This window comes from Streptococcus sp., assembly GCF_041802885.1.
Taxonomy (GTDB): Bacteria; Bacillota; Bacilli; order Lactobacillales; family Streptococcaceae; genus Streptococcus.
This window is the reverse complement of sequence record NZ_JBHCHN010000025.1, coordinates 1-17,039: the sequence shown is the minus strand read 5'-3', so window position 1 is coordinate 17,039 and position 17,039 is coordinate 1. Positions and strand designations below refer to the sequence as shown.

Genomic DNA, 17,039 nt, shown 5'->3' with positions numbered 1-17,039 from the left:
GACTGGCGGATAGTCTGAAAGAAGTGGGATTATAATGGTAAATCGCTCTACCCTCTCGGGTAGAGTTTTTTGCTAAAAATCATAGAAATGTGAATTAGGACAGCAAATTTTTTTCCTCCTTCAAAAAGTGTGTCTTAATTTTTGCTTGAAAGCGTTTTATACTGGACTTGTCAATCAATAGATTACAAAAGGAGGACAAAAATGGCAGATTGGTTAAACATTGCTGGGAAAACAGTGGTGGTCACAGGGGCTTCGTCGGGTATCGGGAAGGCCATTGTGGATGAACTGCTGGAATTGGGTGTTAATGTGGCTAATTTTGACATTGCGGACAATGGAGAAAGTCATGAAAACCTCTTCTTTCAGAAGGTCGATGTGACCTCTAGGGAGCAGGTAGAGGCGGCAGTTTCAGCTACGGTTGAGCGTTTTGGGACCATTGATGCGCTGGTTAATAATGCGGGTATCAACATTCCCAGACTCTTAGTGGATCCCAAGGATCCCCATGGGCAGTATGAATTGGATGATGCGACCTTTGAGAAAATCACCATGATCAACCAAAAGGGGCTCTACTTGGTCAGCCAGGCCGTTGGTCGGATTTTGGTCGAAAAGGGCAAAGGAGTCATCATCAATATGGCTTCGGAAGCTGGCCTGGAAGGTTCGGAAGGCCAGAGCGCTTATGCGGCTACAAAGGCTGCGGTCTATAGTTATACCCGTTCTTGGGCAAAAGAGTTGGGCAAGTACAATGTCCGCGTCGTGGGTATTGCCCCAGGTATTATGGAGGCGACAGGTTTGAGAACCCTTGCCTATGAAGAAGCGCTGGGCTATACTAGAGGAAAGACAGTAGATGAGATACGGGCAGGCTATGCCTCCACCAGCACGACTCCTCTGGGTCGCAGTGGGCAGTTGCGTGAGGTGGCAGACCTGGTTGCCTATTACATCTCGGATCGTTCCAGTTATATCACAGGAATTACAACAAATGTAGCGGGTGGCAAAACCCGAGGATAAAAGTTGAGGTAGAAAAGTGGCAGTAGTCAATCGATGGTATCGTATCTTAGAACTCTTAGTGACCCAGCAGCGTCTGACCCTGGAAGGGATGCGCTCCGATTTAAATGTCAGCCTGTCTACCTTGCAAAAAAGTATCGAACAGCTCAATGAACTTCTGGATTCAGACCTGCAAATCAAACAGGAGGGCCAGCTGGTCAGCCTGGAAGTCTATGATTATCGCAGGCTGGAAGATATCTTGGCGGGGAGTCTGCGCAAGGAAAGTGATTTTAATTCCTCCAGCAAACGAACTTCCTACTTAATCAAACGGCTGGTTCGCAGTTCTCAGCCACTTCTGATTGATGACTTAGCAGAAGAAATTGGGGTGAGTCGAACCACCATCAACAAGGATTTGCGACAGGTCAAGGAATTGGCAGAAGTCTATCAGGTGAGGATACTGGGGAGACCCAATCGGGGACTAGAGGTTTCTGGTTCGGAACTGAACTTGCGGCTCTTCTATATCCACCATGTCTATGCCTACTTTGATTCGGACAGTTTGACGGAGGAAAGCCAGAGCTTCTTAGAGGACCTGTACCAGACCTTCAAACTTCCCAAGAAGACCCAGGAGTTGCTCACAAAGGTGATTGCCATTACGATTGCTCGCCTGCGGAGGCAGCAACAGTTGCAGCAGCCCATTGCCTACTATACCAATGAACTGGCTGATTTGGACCTGGTGCACCAGCTGATCTACCATATTGAGATGAACTACCATCTCTCCCTCAGTCAGTATGAACAGGACTTTATCAGTTATCCCCTCCATATCCAGTATATCGATGGGCTGCCCTACCGCTCAAGTCCGAGCAGAGAACTTTTGGCCCTTTTCCAAAAAATGGTTCAAAAAGTGAAAGAAACCTTGCTGGTGACCTTTAACGAGGAAAGTTTATATCTTGAAATGCACAGGCATTTGAAGTTTCTCCTCCACCGTCTTATCTTTCATGTGCAGGCCAACGATATTTTTCATGGAGACATTCCCAACAAATACCCCTTGGCCTTTGAAATGGCCAAGGTCGCTGGCCAAGAATTGCAGCAATTATTTGGTTATCAACTGGCCATCTCTGAGTTGAGCTATCTGGCCCTCTATTTTGAAATGGCCTTGCGAGAGGAAGAGTCAGAAAATCGGTTGCGAACCCGGAAGATTGCGGTAGTTTGTACGACAGGTCGGGGGACAGCCAATATGATTTGCCGGCAACTGAGACGGGTCTTGGGTCAGGAAATTAGCATCTCCCGGTATTCGGAGGAAGAATTTAATCCGCTCGAAGATGATGACTATTTTGCCATTTTTACGACCATTCCCCTCAAACTGACTGGTTTGAAATCCCCGGTGGTTCACCTCACCAATCTTTTTGATGATCAGTGGTTACAGGATGAATGGAAGCGAGTCAATCGCTACCATCAGAAAAACCTGGAGACCATCACCTTGAAATTCATTCGACTTTCAGATGAAGCCAGTTATCAGGCCTATCTGGAGAAGATGGTGGCTAGTCTGGAAAAGGAAGGTCTGGTGGACAGTCAGTTTCTGAACCGAACCCTCGATCGGGAGCTGCAGCAGTCCACTATCTTTGGAAATGGAATTGGCTTTCCCCACACCATCAATCAAAAAGAAGGACAGACCATACTTATGCTGGCTGTCCTGGACCCCATCCATCAGGAGGGGGCTGAGCAGGTGGAGTTCATCTTTCTGGTGGCCATTCCCCAACAAGTGGAAGGGCAGATGGAAGCAGAGTTGCTAGAATTGTATGATGACATTTTCAGGGTTGCCAGCGATTCCTCTCTCAAAGGAGGCCTGAAAAAGGTGATGACAGAGGCAGAGTTCCTTGCATTTACAAGAAGTAAAGGAGTTTTTTAAATGAATAGCATGATACTTTTTGGAGCATTTTGTGCGGCAGCCTATGTCCTGCAGATTCTCCTTGGCTTGAAACAGCTCAAAAACTTCAATGTCACCTATGGTCAGTTGAGAAAAATGGGCCGTGTTGCCATCGGGCGGCGTTCTGGCAAGATTAAGTCTGGTACCATTGTCCTCTTTGCCTTGGACAAGGAGGGAAAAGTGTTGGCTGCTAAAAAGATGCAGGGAGTGACCATCCTGGCTCGTTTCAAGGACATGCCTGCTTATATCGGGCAGGACATCCACTACCTGGATCGCTACAATCCTCTGGTACGCAAGGAAAACAAGTTACTTCAAATAGCCATAGAGGATGCGCGTGAGGTCTTTCTACGCGTGGAGGCAGGCAACTATCAGGATGTTCCAAAATACGGTTCAGCCCTGGATGTAAGGGCCAATGCCAAATACTTACTGTCGCGTTTCAAATATCAATTCAAAAAATCTTAAGACAATCGAGGAAAGCTCGAAGAAAAGGAGTTTAGTATGGATTTCATTATTAACTTTGCAGAAGGCTTTATGCGCCTCTTCCAACTGGGGGGAGAAATCTTTATTTCCTGGATGACAGGCATTGTTCCGGTCGTTCTCATGCTCTTGGTGGCCATGAACGCCCTCATTGCCATTCTTGGGGAAGAAAAGGTCAATAAGTTGGCTCAGGTCTCTGCTAAGAATCCAATCAGTCGCTATATGATTTTACCTTTCATTTCAGCCTTTATGCTGGGAAATCCTATGGCCATTTCAATGGGGCGCTTTATGCCAGAATTTTACAAGCCAAGCTATGTTGCCTCCCAGATGCAATTTTGCCACACCTCCAACGGGGTATTTCCCCATATCAATCCAGGGGAGCTCTTTGTTTGGCTAGGGATCGCATCAGGTATTGAAACCCTGGGCCTAAGCACCATGGATTTGGCCATTCGCTATCTCTTGGTGGGCTTGGTCATGAACTTCTTTGCAGGCTGGATAACAGACTTTACGACTGCCTGGGTCTGCAAACAACAGGGAGTGACCCTCAGCAAAACGTTGAACTAGAAAAGGACGAAGGAGAAAGATCATGGCATATCAAAGCATTAAAGTTGTAAAAGGTAGCGGTGGATTTGGCGGTCCTCTCGTGATTACCCCAACGGAAGAAAAGCACAAGTTTATTTATATTACAGGTGGCGGTGAAAAACCTGAAATCGTGGATAAGATTGCCGCTTTGACCGGGATGGAAGCTGTCAATGGCTTCAAGACATCCATTCCAGATGAAGAAATCGCTCTGGCCATCGTGGACTGTGGAGGGACCCTTCGTTGCGGCATCTATCCGAAAAAAGGGATTCCTACCATCAATATCGTAGCCACCGGTAAATCCGGCCCTCTGGCCCAATACATCACAGAGGACATTTACGTATCAGCTGTGGGGCTGGACCAGATTTCAGCAACTGGTGAATCCGCAGTTGAAGTGACAGCAGTGGCAGAAGAGCCAAAGGTTGGGACCTATGATACCAGCAAAAAAATCACCGAACAACGGGCAGAATCTAGTTTTGTAGCCCGCATCGGGATGGGGGCTGGTAAGGTTGTTGCTATCTTTAACCAGGCAGCCCGTGATGCTATCCAAACCATGCTCAATACCATCCTGCCCTTCATGGCCTTTGTTTCTCTCTTGATTGGGGTCATTAATGGCTCAGGAGTGGGGAATTGGATTGCCAAACTCATGGTTCCTCTAGCAGGAAATGTATGGGGCCTGATCACCATCGGCTTCATCTGTTCGCTGCCCTTCCTTTCACCCCTGCTTGGACCTGGTGCGGTCATTTCTCAAATCATCGGAACCCTGATCGGTGTGGAAATCGGCAAGGGCAATATCCCGCCGCAAATGGCTCTCCCAGCCCTCTTTGCCATCAATACGCAAAATGGCTGTGACTTTATCCCCGTTGCTCTAGGTTTATCAGAAGCAGAAGCGGAGACTGTTGAAGTTGGGGTGCCATCTGTACTCTACTCTCGCTTCTTGAGCGGGGTTCCCCGTGTCGTAGCGGCTTGGGTAGCTTCCATCGGTCTCTACCAATAAGATTCCCATCTTTCTTTCAAAAAGAAAGGAAAAGAGTATAATAGAGGTGAAGAAAAGAGTAGGTTTGTTGCACCTACTCTCACCCTCCCAGCCAATGACAGAAAAAGAGGAAAGACATGTCAATAATTTTTGAAACTAGAGTGGTCGCCATTGGACCAGAAGCGCTCGGGATGATTGAAGGGGCAAATATGTTGATCCTCTTCGGCGAGGGCGCCCCAGCAGACCTTGCAGAATTTTGTTTTACCATCGATAACAAGGACCTAAAAGGCAGCATCCCAGTTGGGGGCAAACTGCGGATTGACCAGCAGGAGTTTGGGATTACAGCTGTTGGTGACGTAGTGGAGAAGAATCTTCGCAACCTAGGCCACATCAGTATTCATTTTGATGGTTCCAGTGCAGGAAGCCTTCCGGGCACCCTCCATGTTGAGGGGGAAAACCTGCCAAGTCTGCAGAACGGAACGGTGATTCAGCTCTTGGCCTAGCCAACTAATCAGCTGGCCATGAAAGGGCTAGTCCTAACCCTTGACCGGAAATTATAAGCTGAAAGGAGACAAAAATGGAATTCATGCTTGATTCCCTGAATCTCGATGCCATCAAAACATGGAAACAGTTCATTCCGCTTGCGGGTGTTACCTCCAATCCAACCATTGCAAGGATGGAAGGAGGGAAACCATTTTTTCAGCACATTCGCCAGGTGCGCGACTTGGCTGGTGACTCGGTTCCCATTCATGTGCAAGTCATTGCCCAGGACTACCAAGGAATCCTGGCGGATGCAGCGCGTATTCGACAAGAGTGCGGGCTAAGCACCTACATCAAGGTTCCGACAACAAAAGAAGGACTGGCAGCCATTCAAAGCCTGAAAAATGATGGCTATTTTGTCACTGCAACGGCTATCTACACAGCCATTCAAGGGCTTTTGGCCATCGAGGCTGGGGCCGACTATCTGGCCCCCTACTTCAACCGGATGGAGAATCTCGATATTGACCCAGAGATGGTCATTCATCAACTCTGGCAGGTCATAGAGCGAGAAAAGAAGAGCTGTAAGATTGTGGCTGCTAGTTTTAAAAACCTAGCCCAAGTCAGCCGGGCCATCGCTGCAGGTGCCCAGGCTGTGACAGTCAGTCCAGATCTCCTGGAGGCTGGCCTTGCCCATCCTTCTATTGCAAAAGCTGTTGATGATTTTGCCAAGGACTGGGAGGCAACCTACCAGCGTACAAGCTTGGACTAGAAAAAGCTGCAAAACTATAAAAAACCAACCTACTTCTCCATTGTTAGAAGTAGGGTTTTGCATAAAAAAGAGCCGAACCAACCAGTTCAGCTCTTTTACAATGCGGAGGAAGGGATTTGAACCCTCACACCCGTACGGGCACATGCGCCTGAAGCATGCGTGTCTGCCGTTCCACCACCTCCGCATAGGAACGATATTATGATACACGATTTTTTCCAAAAAAACAAGTCCATGGCCTATTTTCTCAAAATATTTTCTGAGAGGCCTGTCTGCCTAGCCCCCATAGAGGGGGATTTTTTGGTATAATAGGGGGTAAGACAAGCGATTTTTGGAAAAGGAGTTTCTTTGCAAGGTATCATTATCAAATCTTTGGCAGGTTTCTATTACGTGGAGGCCGATGGCCAGGTTTACCAAACGCGGGCACGCGGGAATTTTCGGAAAAAAGGCCAGACCCCCTATGTGGGGGATTTTGTGGATTTTTCTGCTGAGGACCAGTCCGAGGGCTATATTCTCAAGATCCATGAGCGAAAGAACAGCCTGGTTCGACCCCCTATCGTCAATATTGACCAGGCAGTGGTCATCATGTCGGCCAAGGAACCAGATTTCAATGCCAACCTGCTGGACCGTTTTCTGGTGCTCTTGGAGCAAAAGACCATCGAGCCCCTTATCTATATCAGCAAACTGGACCTGGTAGAGGATCGTAGCCAGTTAGATGCCTTCAAGGCCATTTATGAAAAAATCGGCTATCCGTTCCTATTCAGCCTGGAAGAGTTGCTTCCTCATCTGGACAAAAAGGTCACTGTTTTCATGGGCCAGACTGGGGTTGGCAAGTCCACCCTGCTCAATAAAATTGCGCCTGAGTTGGCCTTGGAAACGGGACAAATTTCAGATAGTTTGGGCCGGGGCCGCCATACGACTCGGGCCGTCAGTTTTTACAATGTCAATGGCGGGAAAATTGCGGATACGCCGGGCTTTTCATCCCTAGACTATGAGGTCAAGGAAAGCGAGCTTCTCAATGACTGCTTCCCAGAATTGGCGGAGGTCAGCCAGGGCTGTAAGTTCCGCACCTGCACCCATACCCATGAACCAGCCTGTGCCGTCAAGCTAGCCCTGGAAAGCGGCCAGGTGGCCCAGAGCCGCTATGACAACTACCTTCAATTTCTCAGTGAGATTGAACAAACCCGTGAAACCTTCAAAAAAGTCAGCAAGAAAATCAAATAGAAAGTAGGCTCCTATGTCACATTATAAGATTGCCCCTTCCATCCTAGCAGCGGATTATGCCAATTTTGAAAAAGAACTCAAGCGCCTGGAAGAAACCGGTGTGGAATATGTCCATATCGATGTCATGGATGGCCATTTCGTACCCAATATTTCCTTTGGGGCTGATGTGGTCGCTGCTATGCGGCCCCACAGCAAGCTGGTCTTTGACTGCCATCTCATGGTGTCCAATCCTGAAAACCATATCGAAACCTTTGCCCAGGCTGGGGCTGATATTCTGACCATACATGCTGAAGCGACAGTCCACATCCACGGAGCCCTGCAAAAGATCAAGGTAGCTGGCATGAAGGCTGGAGTTGTCATCAATCCTGGTACGCCTTTGACGGCTATTGAGCATGTCCTCAACTTGGCTGATCAGGTCCTCATCATGACGGTCAATCCAGGTTTTGGAGGTCAGGCCTACATTCCAGAGATGACCGAGAAGATAGCGGCCTTGGCAGCTCTTCGGGAAGCCAAGGGTCTGACCTTTGACATCGAAGTGGACGGCGGCATTGATGACAAGACCATTCTTTCTGCAAAAGAGGCGGGAGCCAATGTTTTTGTAGCGGGTTCCTATCTCTTCAAGGGCGACTTGCAATCACGCGTGGATAGCCTGAAAGCGGCCCTCCATGACTAGGATAGCCCTCTATGCAGGCGGAGACCTGGATGTGCTGGAGACGGACTTTGATGTCTTTGTCGGAGTAGATGCAGGCTCTCTTTTTCTGCTCCAACATCAGCTGCCCCTGGATATGGTCATCGGGGATTTTGACTCGGTCAGTCCAGCGGACTTTCAGCAGATTGAGCAGGCCGCCAAAGAGCTGATTCAGGCACCAGCCGAAAAAGATGACACGGATTTGGAGCTGGCCTTAAAGACTGTCTTTGAGCGCTATCCCCAGGCCCAGGCTAGGGTTTTTGGAGCTCTGGGTGGCCGTATCGACCATTTGCTCTCTAACCTCTTCTTGGCCAGCGATCCCGGTTTGGCCCCTTTTATGGAACAAATGGAGTTGGTGGGTGCAGACAACCGTATCCTCTTTCGGCCAGCGGGTCAGCACCGACTTTCGCCCATAGAGGGAATGACCTATATTTCCTTTATGCCATCAGATGGCAGCCACTTGACCATCGAAAATGCGAAATACCCATTGAGGGAAGAAAATTTCTTTTTTAAAAAATGCTATTCCAGCAATGAATTTCTAGATGGGGATATCCAGATTGCCCTTGATACTGGCTATGTCGTCATCATTTACAGTAAGGACAGGAGTTAGAATGGAGATTGTTATCCTTATCCTGCTGGTCTTGGTCCTCTTGGGCGTAGGCGCTCTTTGGATGAAACAGCAGGATCTGAGCCAACAGCTATCAAGAGAATCAGAGGCGACAGCAGACCAGTTGTCTGACCAGCTGACCTATCAGTTGGAGGCCAATCACCACAAGTTTTTGTTGCAGCAGCAGGTGGTCAACCAGGAATTGACCGAACTGCGGCGGGAACTTTACCAGCATTTGACCGAAATCCGTCAGGAACTTAATCAAAGTCTCCTACAAAATCGGGATGCCACAGACCAGCGGCTTCAGGCTTTGCAAACTTCCAATGAAAAACGACTGGAAGAAATGCGGCAGACCGTGGAAGAAAAGCTGGAAAAGACCTTGCAGACCCGCCTCCAAGCCTCCTTTGAGACTGTGTCCAAGCAGCTGGAATCGGTCAACCGAGGCCTGGGCGAGATGCAAAATGTAGCCCGCGATGTTGGCACCCTCAACAAGGTCCTCTCCAATACCAAGACCAGAGGGATTATGGGCGAGTTGCAGCTGGGTCAGATTATCGAAGATATCTTGACACCCAACCAGTACGAACGGGAATTTGCCACGGTATCTGGTTCTAGTGAGCGGGTTGAGTATGCCATTAAGATGCCAGGTCAGACAGGGGATGACTATGTTTATCTTCCCATCGACTCCAAGTTTCCACTGGCTGACTACTACCGCCTGGAAGAGGCCTATGAAGAAGGAGATAAGGACCAGATTGATCTCTATCGGAAAACTCTACTGGCCTCCATCAAACGCTTTGCCAAAGATATTTCCGGCAAGTACCTCAATCCACCCGAAACCACGAACTTTGGCATCCTTTTCCTGCCGACCGAAGGCCTTTATTCGGAAGTGGTTCGTAATCCAGAGTTTTTTGACGGCCTGCGCCGCAATGAGCAAATCGTGGTAGCAGGGCCATCGACCCTATCTGCCTTACTCAACTCCCTCTCGGTCGGCTTTAAGACCCTCAATATCCAAAAATCTGCCAATGATATCAGCAAGATTTTGGGCAATGTCAAGGGAGAGTTTGGCAAGTTTGGAGATATTTTGGTCAAGGCCCAAAGGCACCTCAGTAACGCCAGCAGCAACCTGGATGAGCTCTTGACCCGCAGGACCAATGCCATTGAGCGGACTCTTCGGACCATTGAACTCTACGAAGATGACCAGACCAAGAGCCTCCTGCAAATCAGTGAATTAAGTGAGAAGACAGATGAAAATTAACCAAATGAAAAAGGATGAATTCTTTGAAGGATTCTACCTGATTAAGTCGGCGGAAGTGCGCCAAACACGGGCAGGCAAGGATTATCTGGCCCTGACCTTTCAAGATGATACAGGCGAAATCTCAGGTAATGTCTGGGATGCCCAGCCAGGCAAGATCAAGGATTTTGTGGCCGGTGTGGTGGTCCATGTCCAAGGCCGCCGCGAAGTTTACAACAACATGCCCCAGGTCAACCAAATCAGCCTGCGTCTGCCCCGCTTTGATGAGCCCAATGACCCAGCAGATTTCAAGGAAAAACCACCTGTGGATGTCAAGGACACCAAAGAGTACCTGAGTCAAATTATCTTTCGCATCGAAAATGCCACCTGGCAGCGCATCGTAAGGGCCCTTTACAGCAAATACGACAAGGAATTTTATTCCTATCCAGCTGCCAAGACCAATCACCATGCCTTCTATTCTGGCCTGTCCTACCACACAGCCACCATGGTCCGTCTGGCAGATGCTATCGGAGACATCTATCCCCAGCTCAATAAGAGCCTGCTCTTTGCGGGAATTATGCTGCATGATTTGGCCAAGGTCATCGAGTTGACGGGTCCAGATAACACTTCCTACACCGTTCGAGGCAATCTCATCGGCCATATTTCCCTCATCGATGAAGAAATCACCAAGGTTCTGGTGGAGCTAGGCTTGGATGATGAAAAAGAGGATGTCATCATCCTGCGCCACCTCATACTCAGCCACCACGGCCAGCTGGAATATGGCAGCCCTGTCCGTCCGCAAATCATGGAAGCCGAAATCCTGCACATGATTGACAATATTGATGCAGAAATGATGATGATGATTACAGCCCTTGATAAAGTCGCCCCAGGTGAGATGACCAACCGCATCTTCGCCATGGATAACCGGGCCTTCTATAAACCGAATATTAGCAAATAAACGATAAAACGAACTCTTTTCAAGGTAAAAGGTTCGTTTTTTCTGTCCTATATGATATAATAGAAAAAAATGAAGAAGGACAGCTTATGAAACTTAGAAGAAGTGAGCGGATGGTGGTCATTTCCAACTACCTGATCAATCATCCCTATGAGTTAACCAGTCTCAATACTTTTGCTGAAAAGTATGAATCAGCCAAATCTTCGATTTCAGAAGACATTGCCATTATCAAAAAAGCCTTCGAAGAAAGCGCCATTGGTCAGATTGAAACCATCACGGGAGCAAGTGGAGGTGTTGTTTTCACGCCCTCTATTTCTGATGAGGAGTCCCTGGCTATCGCCGAAGACCTAAAGGTCAAGATGGCAGAAAGCAATCGGATTTTGCCTGGTGGCTATATCTATTCTTCTGACCTTTTGTCAACACCACATATTCTTAAAAATGTTGGCCGCATCATTGCCAACAGTTTTAAACATGAAAATATTGATGCGGTGATGACGGTGGCGACCAAGGGAGTGCCCCTGGCCAATGCGGTGGCCAATGTCCTCAACGTGCCCTTTGTCATCGTACGCCGGGATTTAAAGATTACGGAAGGGTCAACAGTCTCTGTCAACTATGTGTCTGGCTCTAGTGACCGTATCGAAAAGATGTTCCTGTCCAAGCGCAGTCTGCCTGCAGGCAGCCGCGTCCTCATTGTGGATGATTTCCTGAAAAACGGAGGTACCATCAACGGGATGATTAGTCTCCTGTCCGAATTTGACAGCACCCTTGCTGGCGTCGCTGTATTTGCCGAAAACCAAAGCGGTGCCCGCAGTGTGGCCAACTACAAATCCCTGCTGGCCGTGACCGATATTGATGCCAAAGAAGGCAAGGTCCAGGTTGAACTGGGCAATATGTTTGAATAATCAAAAAAAGAAGTCTACGAATTTGTGTTCCAGACTTCTTTTCTATTCTTTCAAGCCTGCCTCAAAACTCTGTGACCTTGCTTCAACAGAAATTTCTTTCAAGGTCAGCGGATGGGTCAGGCTGAGTTTGTGAGCGTGGAGCATGAGGCGGGGAGCAGTTTTCTGGCTATAAAGAGGGTCTCCAACTAGGGCATGTCCTTCATGGGCCAGGTGGACGCGGATTTGGTGGGTGCGGCCGGTTTCCAGCTGACAGACGACCAGGCTATTTTCCCCCATTTTTTTCAGGAAGGTCACATGAGTGACAGCTGCTTGGCCCTTGCGATTGTCTACCACTCGTTTTCTACGATCGTATCGGTCTCGTCCGATTTTATGGCGCAGGATCAGCTTCTTTTGGGAGAAAGTCCCCTGACAGAGGGCCAGGTATTCTCGGGCAATCCGCTTGTCTTCCAAGAGCCGATTGAGGATGGGAAGGATAAAGGGATTTTTAGCGAAGAGAATGGCGCCGCTGGTCTCCATATCCAGCCTGTGGACCACATAGCAGGTCTGCCCCACATAGGCAGAAACATGATTGAGGAGGGCAATTTCTGTCGGCTCATTGCCGTGGGTTTTCATGCCTTCTGGCTTATTAACAATAATCAAGTGTTCATCTTGATAGAGTTCCTCGACCAGACGGGCATCCCCCAAAGGGATGCTTTTGTCAGGATAATCTTCCTTATCAAAAGTCAATTCCAGCAAGTCCCCTGGCCGGATGGGACTCTGCCAGTTCATCACTTGGCCATTGACTCGGACCTGTTTTTTGGTCCGCAAAAAATGGCGGATTTTTCGTGGGATGAGAAAGTAATCTTCCAGCAGCTCCTTGACGGTCATGGCAGGCAGGCTATCTGGGATGGGAATGGTAAAGTGCATACTAGAGACTCGTTGAATGTTTTGGTTGGACTCTTTCAGTCGGATTGATGAAATGCATGGCGTTGTTGACGGCGGTTGGGGCCTCACCAAAACCTGTGGCGATGAGGTCGACTTTGCCATCATAGAAGCAGCAGTCTCCCACAGCATAGACCCCCGGTATGGAAGTTTCCTGCTTTTGGTTGACAATGATGCGGTGTCGCTTGAGGTCCAGGCCCCACTCTTTTAGGGTGCCAACTGAGGATTTGAAGCCGTAGTTGACAAAGAGGTGGTCAAAGGGGATGGTCAGCTCTTCATCGGCTTTGACTTTTTGAACTACCAATTCTGTGGCTAAGTCCCCATGGCCTTTGAGCTGGCTAGGGATATAGGGCGTTAAAACGTCCACATTTGAAGCCTTCAAATCCGCCACACTGTGTTCCAGGGCCCGAAAGGCTTCGCGGCGGTGAATCAGGCTGGTTTTCTTGGCTATTTTTTCAAAGGCCAATGCCCAATCTACTGCAGAATCTCCTCCGCCCAGGACTGCAATTTTCTGGCCCGCATACGGTTGGAGATTGGAAACGTGGTAGTGGATATTGGCGAACTGGTCAGCTCCCTCAATCTCCAGTGGCCGTGGGCGAAAAGCCCCGCCGCCCATAGCGATAATAACTGTCTTACTGGCATGGCGTCCCTTATTGGTAGTAATTTCAATTACCTCACCTGTCTTTATACCAGTCACGGTTTCGTTGAGACAAATGCTGGTGTCAAAGGGCTCTAGCTGGCTGAGGAGATTATCTGTCAATTCTTGCCCTGTCAGTTGACGGTAGGCTGGAATATCCAAAATCGTTTTTTCTGGATAGAGAATAGCAGGCTGCCCCCCTAATTGCGGGAGGGAGTCGATGATTTTGACCTTGGCATGGCGGAGATGGGAATAAAAGGCGGTAAAGAGGCCGACTGGCCCCCCACCGATGATGGTAATGTCATAAAGTTGAGTCATAATGCTTCCTTTGAAATACAGAGTAATCCTATTTTATCACAAAGTCTCCTCTTTTTTCCGTCTTAAGACCGATTTTATGGGCTGTCACAGTTTCTACAGTGGACTTTCAGCTGAAAAATACAAGTCATTGTAGTATAATGTAAAAAAACTAGAAAGGGAAAGACATGCGCGAGTACTACGATTCAAATGAAGACCAGGAGTTGTCAAGGCGGGCCAGCCGCTCCAGAAGCCGTCGGAACCATGAGGATGAGCAGGAGCATAAGCCCAAGAAAAAATCACGGATACCAGAACCCATCCGCCGTTTCTGGCGCCGCTACCAGCTGACCAAGATTTTGCTGATTACTGTAGGACTGATTGTCTTGACAGTGGGCGGGTACCTCTTTTATCTTGCCAAGACAGCTAATGTCAGCGATTTGCAGGCCGCTCTCAAGACCACTACCGTTATTTATGACAAGGATGGTGTGGAGGCAGGGACGCTGTCTGGTCAGAAGGGGACTTATGTGGAGTTGGATGCCATTTCCGATTATCTAGAGCAGGCTGTCATTGCTACGGAAGATCGGTCTTTCTATAAAAACTCAGGCATCAACTACCAGCGGACCATCCTGGCCATTCTCACTCTGGGCCGCTCAGGCGGGGGATCCACCCTGACCCAACAATTAGCCAAAAATGCCTTCTTAACCCAGGAACAGACAGTTACCCGGAAGGCCAAGGAATTTTTTCTGGCTCTGGAAATCAACAAAAAATATAGCAAAAATGAAATCTTGACCATGTACCTGAACCATGCCTATTTTGGCAATGGTGTCTGGGGTGTGGAGGATGCCAGTCACAAATATTTTGCTGTCAGTGCGGCAGAACTTAACTTAGAGCAAGCTGCTACCCTTGCTGGCATGCTCAAAGGGCCAGAGATTTACAATCCGTACTATTCGATTGAAAATGCAACTAACCGCCGCAATACAGTCCTTCAGGCTATGGTCAATGCCAACTACATTGATCAAGCCACTGCAGATGCCAGTGCGCAGATTGATATGACCAGTTATCTCTACGATAACTATGCTGGAAAGCAGGGCAATTACAGCTATCCCTCTTATTTTGATGCAGTTATTGCTGAGGCCATCGACCGCTATGGACTTAAAGAAAGCGACATTATCAACAATGGTTACCGAATCTACACAGAAATGGATCAGACCTCTCAGGCCAACATGCAGGTCATCTACAATGACGAAAGTATGTTTCCGGTCTCTGCTTATGATGGTCAGTCAGCCCAGGCAGCTAGCGTTGCCCTTGATCCTAAAACAGGGGCTGTTCGTGCCCTGGTCGGCCGAATCAACAGTTCCGAAAATGCTGCCTTTCGCACCTTTAATTTTGCAACCCAATCTCAGCGTAGTCCAGGTTCGGCCATCAAACCTTTAGTTGCTTATGCGCCAGCCGTGGCAGCAGGTTGGTCTATCAACAAGGAACTGGATAACCAAACCACCAACTACAATGGCTATAGTCTGGAAAATTATATCGGCACGACCTCCGAACCAGTTCCCATGTACCAGGCCTTAGCCCAATCCCTGAACCTACCAGCTGTTTACACTGTCAATGAATTGGGAATCAACCGAGCATTTGAATATGGCAAGAAATTCGGCCTTAACATGGACTCAGTTGACCGTGTTCTGGGTGTGGCGATTGGAAGTGGAGTCTCGACCAATCCCCTGCAGATGGCCCAGGCTTATTCGGCCTTTGCCAATGGAGGAGTGATGCAGGATGCCCACCTCATTAGCCGTATCGAAACAGCCAACGGTAAGGTTCTAGCCAGCCACAAGGGCAGTAGCAAGCGGGTTATTGACCAGGCAGTTGCGGATAAAATGACCTCTATGATGCTGGGGACCTTTACCAACGGAACAGGGTATAGTGCGGATGTCTACGGCTATGATATTGCTGGAAAAACTGGAACGACTGAGACTAGCTTTGATGTCAACCTGATCAATGACCAGTGGATTATCGGCTATACCCCAGACCTGGTCATCAGCCAGTGGGTCGGATATGAAAAGACAGATGAGAATCACTATATCGATGGCTCTACTTCCTGGATGGCTCCAGTCGTCTTTCAGACGGTAGCTGGCAGTCTCTTGCCACAAACCAAGAATACAGGTTTCACCGTGAAAAATGCCTATGCCCTAAATGGTCTGGATACGACTAATTCAGCTACTCCACAGGTTCCAGCCAATGAAATTGAGGACAAGGTTAACTACTGGACAGACCGCGCCCAAGAACTCTTGGATCAAACCCAGAAAAATATTACTGAGGCTGACTTGCCAAATAAGGCCAAATCCCTCTGGGATTCCTTCGTGGGCCTGTTTCAATAGTTGTCAAATGGAAAAAAACATGATAGAATAGTCGAGATGGAGGGCTTATGGCATTAAAAAAAGCAAGCCTAGCGTGTACAGTCTGTGGGTCTAGAAATTACTCGATTAAACTATCCAGCACCCCAAAGCCGACACGCCTAGAAGTAAATAAATTTTGCAAACACTGTGGACAGTACACCATCCACAAGGAAACCAGATAGGAGCACAACGTGAATTTTTTCAAGGATACCATTCAAATATTAAAAGGAACAACTTGGCCAAGTAAACAACAGGGCTGGAAAGATTTTATTTCCGTGCTACAATACTCAGCCTTCTTTGTGGTTCTCATTTACCTGTTTGACCTAATGTTGTCAAAAGGATTGCTGGGAATCCTCAATATTTTCTAGTTATTGCTTGCAATTTTGAAAATTGTAATGCTATAATAAGGAAAAGCGAAAGCCTTCGGGCTTTTTTTAGCGTCAAAAAAACAAGTTCCCACAGAAAGGAAACAGCTATGTACGATAGTTTTGATAAAGGCTGGTTTGTACTCCAGACCTACTCTGGTTATGAAAACAAGGTCAAGGAAAACTTGCTCCAGCGCGCCCACACCTACAACATGTTGGAAAATATTTTGAGGGTGGAGATTCCGACTCAAACCGTCAAGGTTGAGAAAAATGGTGAGGTCAAGGAAGTGGAAGAAAATCGCTTCCCGGGCTATGTTTTGGTGGAAATGGTCATGACTGATGAAGCCTGGTTTGTCGTTCGAAATACACCAAACGTTACTGGTTTCGTTGGGTCTCACGGAAACCGTTCTAAACCAACCCCGCTTTTGGAAGAAGAAATCCGCCAAATCTTGGTATCGATGGGTCAAACAGTGGAAAACTTTGACATCCATGTCCAAGTGGGCGACACAGTCCGCATCATTGATGGGGCATTCTCTGGCTACGAAGGCAAGGTCTCAGAAATCGACAACCACAAGGTCAAGATGATCATCTCCATGTTCGGTAACGACACCGTAGCCGAAGTGAACCTGAACCAGATTGCTGAAT

The 17,039-nt window shown here is 48.1% G+C and carries 19 protein-coding genes and 1 tRNA gene; 17 read left to right on the top strand and 3 right to left on the bottom strand.

Annotated elements, in window-relative coordinates; genetic code table 11:
* The first annotated feature begins 201 nt into the window (after positions 1-201).
* The 7 genes from ACEYCN_RS03930 (at position 202) to ACEYCN_RS03900 (ending at position 6,183) form a co-directional block, all read left to right on the top strand.
* On the top strand, positions 202-1,002 hold the full coding sequence (locus ACEYCN_RS03930) for an SDR family oxidoreductase (RefSeq protein WP_373713000.1): 801 nt from the start codon (positions 202-204) through the stop codon (positions 1,000-1,002).
* A gap of 16 nt (positions 1,003-1,018) precedes the next feature.
* Entirely contained in the window at positions 1,019-2,884 is a 1,866-nt protein-coding gene (locus ACEYCN_RS03925; protein ID WP_373712999.1) for a transcription antiterminator, read from the top strand.
* Positions 2,885-3,364: a transcriptional regulator GutM gene (locus tag ACEYCN_RS03920; RefSeq protein WP_373712998.1), complete on the top strand. Its 480-nt coding sequence runs from the start codon at positions 2,885-2,887 to the stop codon at positions 3,362-3,364.
* A gap of 36 nt (positions 3,365-3,400) precedes the next feature.
* A complete protein-coding gene (locus ACEYCN_RS03915) occupies positions 3,401-3,943 on the top strand; it encodes a PTS glucitol/sorbitol transporter subunit IIC (RefSeq protein WP_373712997.1) in 543 nt (180 codons plus the stop codon).
* A 22-nt stretch (positions 3,944-3,965) separates the two neighbouring features.
* Positions 3,966-4,955 (top strand): PTS glucitol/sorbitol transporter subunit IIB, encoded by a 990-nt coding sequence (locus ACEYCN_RS03910; protein WP_373712996.1) that lies wholly within the window; start codon positions 3,966-3,968, stop codon positions 4,953-4,955.
* Positions 4,956-5,071: 116 nt separating this feature from the next.
* Positions 5,072-5,437 (top strand): PTS glucitol/sorbitol transporter subunit IIA, encoded by a 366-nt coding sequence (locus ACEYCN_RS03905; RefSeq protein WP_373712995.1) that lies wholly within the window; start codon positions 5,072-5,074, stop codon positions 5,435-5,437.
* 74 nt (positions 5,438-5,511) lie between these two features.
* On the top strand, positions 5,512-6,183 hold the full coding sequence (locus tag ACEYCN_RS03900; RefSeq protein WP_373712994.1) for a fructose-6-phosphate aldolase: 672 nt from the start codon (positions 5,512-5,514) through the stop codon (positions 6,181-6,183).
* 101 nt (positions 6,184-6,284) lie between these two features.
* On the opposite strand, the gene ACEYCN_RS03895 is transcribed toward ACEYCN_RS03900, so the two are convergent.
* Positions 6,285-6,367, bottom strand: a tRNA-Leu gene (locus ACEYCN_RS03895).
* Positions 6,368-6,528: 161 nt separating this feature from the next.
* On the opposite strand from ACEYCN_RS03895, the gene rsgA reads away from it, so the two are divergent.
* From rsgA to purR, 6 genes are all read left to right on the top strand, one after another.
* On the top strand, positions 6,529-7,404 hold the full coding sequence (gene rsgA / locus ACEYCN_RS03890; RefSeq protein WP_373712993.1) for a ribosome small subunit-dependent GTPase A: 876 nt from the start codon (positions 6,529-6,531) through the stop codon (positions 7,402-7,404).
* 13 nt (positions 7,405-7,417) lie between these two features.
* Positions 7,418-8,077: a ribulose-phosphate 3-epimerase gene (gene rpe, locus ACEYCN_RS03885; protein ID WP_373712992.1), complete on the top strand. Its 660-nt coding sequence runs from the start codon at positions 7,418-7,420 to the stop codon at positions 8,075-8,077.
* On the top strand, positions 8,070-8,702 hold the full coding sequence (locus ACEYCN_RS03880) for a thiamine diphosphokinase (RefSeq protein WP_373712991.1): 633 nt from the start codon (positions 8,070-8,072) through the stop codon (positions 8,700-8,702). The genes rpe and ACEYCN_RS03880 overlap by 8 nt, the downstream gene beginning before the upstream one ends.
* Position 8,703: 1 nt before the next feature.
* Positions 8,704-9,951: a DNA recombination protein RmuC gene (locus ACEYCN_RS03875; protein ID WP_373712990.1), complete on the top strand. Its 1,248-nt coding sequence runs from the start codon at positions 8,704-8,706 to the stop codon at positions 9,949-9,951.
* Positions 9,941-10,885 carry a 3'-5' exoribonuclease YhaM family protein gene (locus ACEYCN_RS03870; protein ID WP_373712989.1) on the top strand — a complete coding sequence of 315 codons (945 nt, stop codon included), beginning with the start codon at positions 9,941-9,943 and terminating at the stop codon, positions 10,883-10,885. The genes ACEYCN_RS03875 and ACEYCN_RS03870 overlap by 11 nt, the downstream gene beginning before the upstream one ends.
* Positions 10,886-10,971: 86 nt before the next feature.
* Positions 10,972-11,784, top strand: coding sequence for a pur operon repressor (gene purR / locus ACEYCN_RS03865; protein ID WP_373712988.1), 813 nt, complete (start codon positions 10,972-10,974; stop codon positions 11,782-11,784).
* 42 nt (positions 11,785-11,826) lie between these two features.
* Here the strand turns inward: purR and ACEYCN_RS03860 are convergent, their stop codons facing one another.
* Together ACEYCN_RS03860 and ACEYCN_RS03855 are read right to left on the bottom strand one after the other, a co-directional pair.
* Complete coding sequence (locus ACEYCN_RS03860; protein WP_373712987.1) at positions 11,827-12,690, bottom strand: RluA family pseudouridine synthase; 864 nt, start codon at positions 12,688-12,690, stop codon at positions 11,827-11,829.
* Position 12,691: 1 nt separating this feature from the next.
* The gene (locus ACEYCN_RS03855; protein WP_373712986.1) at positions 12,692-13,660 is read right to left on the bottom strand and encodes an NAD(P)/FAD-dependent oxidoreductase; all 969 of its coding nucleotides are present in this window, start codon (positions 13,658-13,660) and stop codon (positions 12,692-12,694) included.
* Positions 13,661-13,824: 164 nt separating this feature from the next.
* Between ACEYCN_RS03855 and pbp2a the strand changes: the two genes are divergently transcribed.
* From pbp2a to nusG, 4 genes are all read left to right on the top strand, one after another.
* Positions 13,825-16,011 (top strand): penicillin-binding protein PBP2A, encoded by a 2,187-nt coding sequence (pbp2a, locus tag ACEYCN_RS03850; RefSeq protein WP_373712985.1) that lies wholly within the window; start codon positions 13,825-13,827, stop codon positions 16,009-16,011.
* A 47-nt stretch (positions 16,012-16,058) separates the two neighbouring features.
* Entirely contained in the window at positions 16,059-16,211 is a 153-nt protein-coding gene (gene rpmG / locus ACEYCN_RS03845; protein WP_373712984.1) for a 50S ribosomal protein L33, read from the top strand.
* A gap of 9 nt (positions 16,212-16,220) precedes the next feature.
* The gene (gene secE / locus ACEYCN_RS03840) at positions 16,221-16,397 is read left to right on the top strand and encodes a preprotein translocase subunit SecE (protein WP_373712983.1); all 177 of its coding nucleotides are present in this window, start codon (positions 16,221-16,223) and stop codon (positions 16,395-16,397) included.
* A 107-nt stretch (positions 16,398-16,504) separates the two neighbouring features.
* Positions 16,505-17,039: transcription termination/antitermination protein NusG (nusG, locus tag ACEYCN_RS03835; RefSeq protein WP_373712982.1), on the top strand; the 535-nt coding region annotated here is incomplete at its 3' end.

What these genes read in the sequence shown, in the direction of transcription:
- ACEYCN_RS03880 (WP_373712991.1), top strand. Translation starts at nt 8,070, where the DNA reads ATGACTAGGATAGCCCTCTATGCAGGCGGAGACCTGGATGTGCTGGAG.
- ACEYCN_RS03915 (WP_373712997.1), top strand. Translation starts at nt 3,401, where the DNA reads ATGGATTTCATTATTAACTTTGCAGAAGGCTTTATGCGCCTCTTCCAA.
- purR (WP_373712988.1), top strand. Translation starts at nt 10,972, where the DNA reads ATGAAACTTAGAAGAAGTGAGCGGATGGTGGTCATTTCCAACTACCTG.
- ACEYCN_RS03860 (WP_373712987.1), bottom strand. Translation starts at nt 12,690, where the DNA reads ATGCACTTTACCATTCCCATCCCAGATAGCCTGCCTGCCATGACCGTC.
- ACEYCN_RS03930 (WP_373713000.1), top strand. Translation starts at nt 202, where the DNA reads ATGGCAGATTGGTTAAACATTGCTGGGAAAACAGTGGTGGTCACAGGG.
- rpmG (WP_373712984.1), top strand. Translation starts at nt 16,059, where the DNA reads ATGGCATTAAAAAAAGCAAGCCTAGCGTGTACAGTCTGTGGGTCTAGA.
- ACEYCN_RS03870 (WP_373712989.1), top strand. Translation starts at nt 9,941, where the DNA reads ATGAAAATTAACCAAATGAAAAAGGATGAATTCTTTGAAGGATTCTAC.
- ACEYCN_RS03875 (WP_373712990.1), top strand. Translation starts at nt 8,704, where the DNA reads ATGGAGATTGTTATCCTTATCCTGCTGGTCTTGGTCCTCTTGGGCGTA.
- ACEYCN_RS03855 (WP_373712986.1), bottom strand. Translation starts at nt 13,660, where the DNA reads ATGACTCAACTTTATGACATTACCATCATCGGTGGGGGGCCAGTCGGC.
- pbp2a (WP_373712985.1), top strand. Translation starts at nt 13,825, where the DNA reads ATGCGCGAGTACTACGATTCAAATGAAGACCAGGAGTTGTCAAGGCGG.
- ACEYCN_RS03900 (WP_373712994.1), top strand. Translation starts at nt 5,512, where the DNA reads ATGGAATTCATGCTTGATTCCCTGAATCTCGATGCCATCAAAACATGG.
- rpe (WP_373712992.1), top strand. Translation starts at nt 7,418, where the DNA reads ATGTCACATTATAAGATTGCCCCTTCCATCCTAGCAGCGGATTATGCC.
- ACEYCN_RS03920 (WP_373712998.1), top strand. Translation starts at nt 2,885, where the DNA reads ATGAATAGCATGATACTTTTTGGAGCATTTTGTGCGGCAGCCTATGTC.
- ACEYCN_RS03905 (WP_373712995.1), top strand. Translation starts at nt 5,072, where the DNA reads ATGTCAATAATTTTTGAAACTAGAGTGGTCGCCATTGGACCAGAAGCG.
- ACEYCN_RS03910 (WP_373712996.1), top strand. Translation starts at nt 3,966, where the DNA reads ATGGCATATCAAAGCATTAAAGTTGTAAAAGGTAGCGGTGGATTTGGC.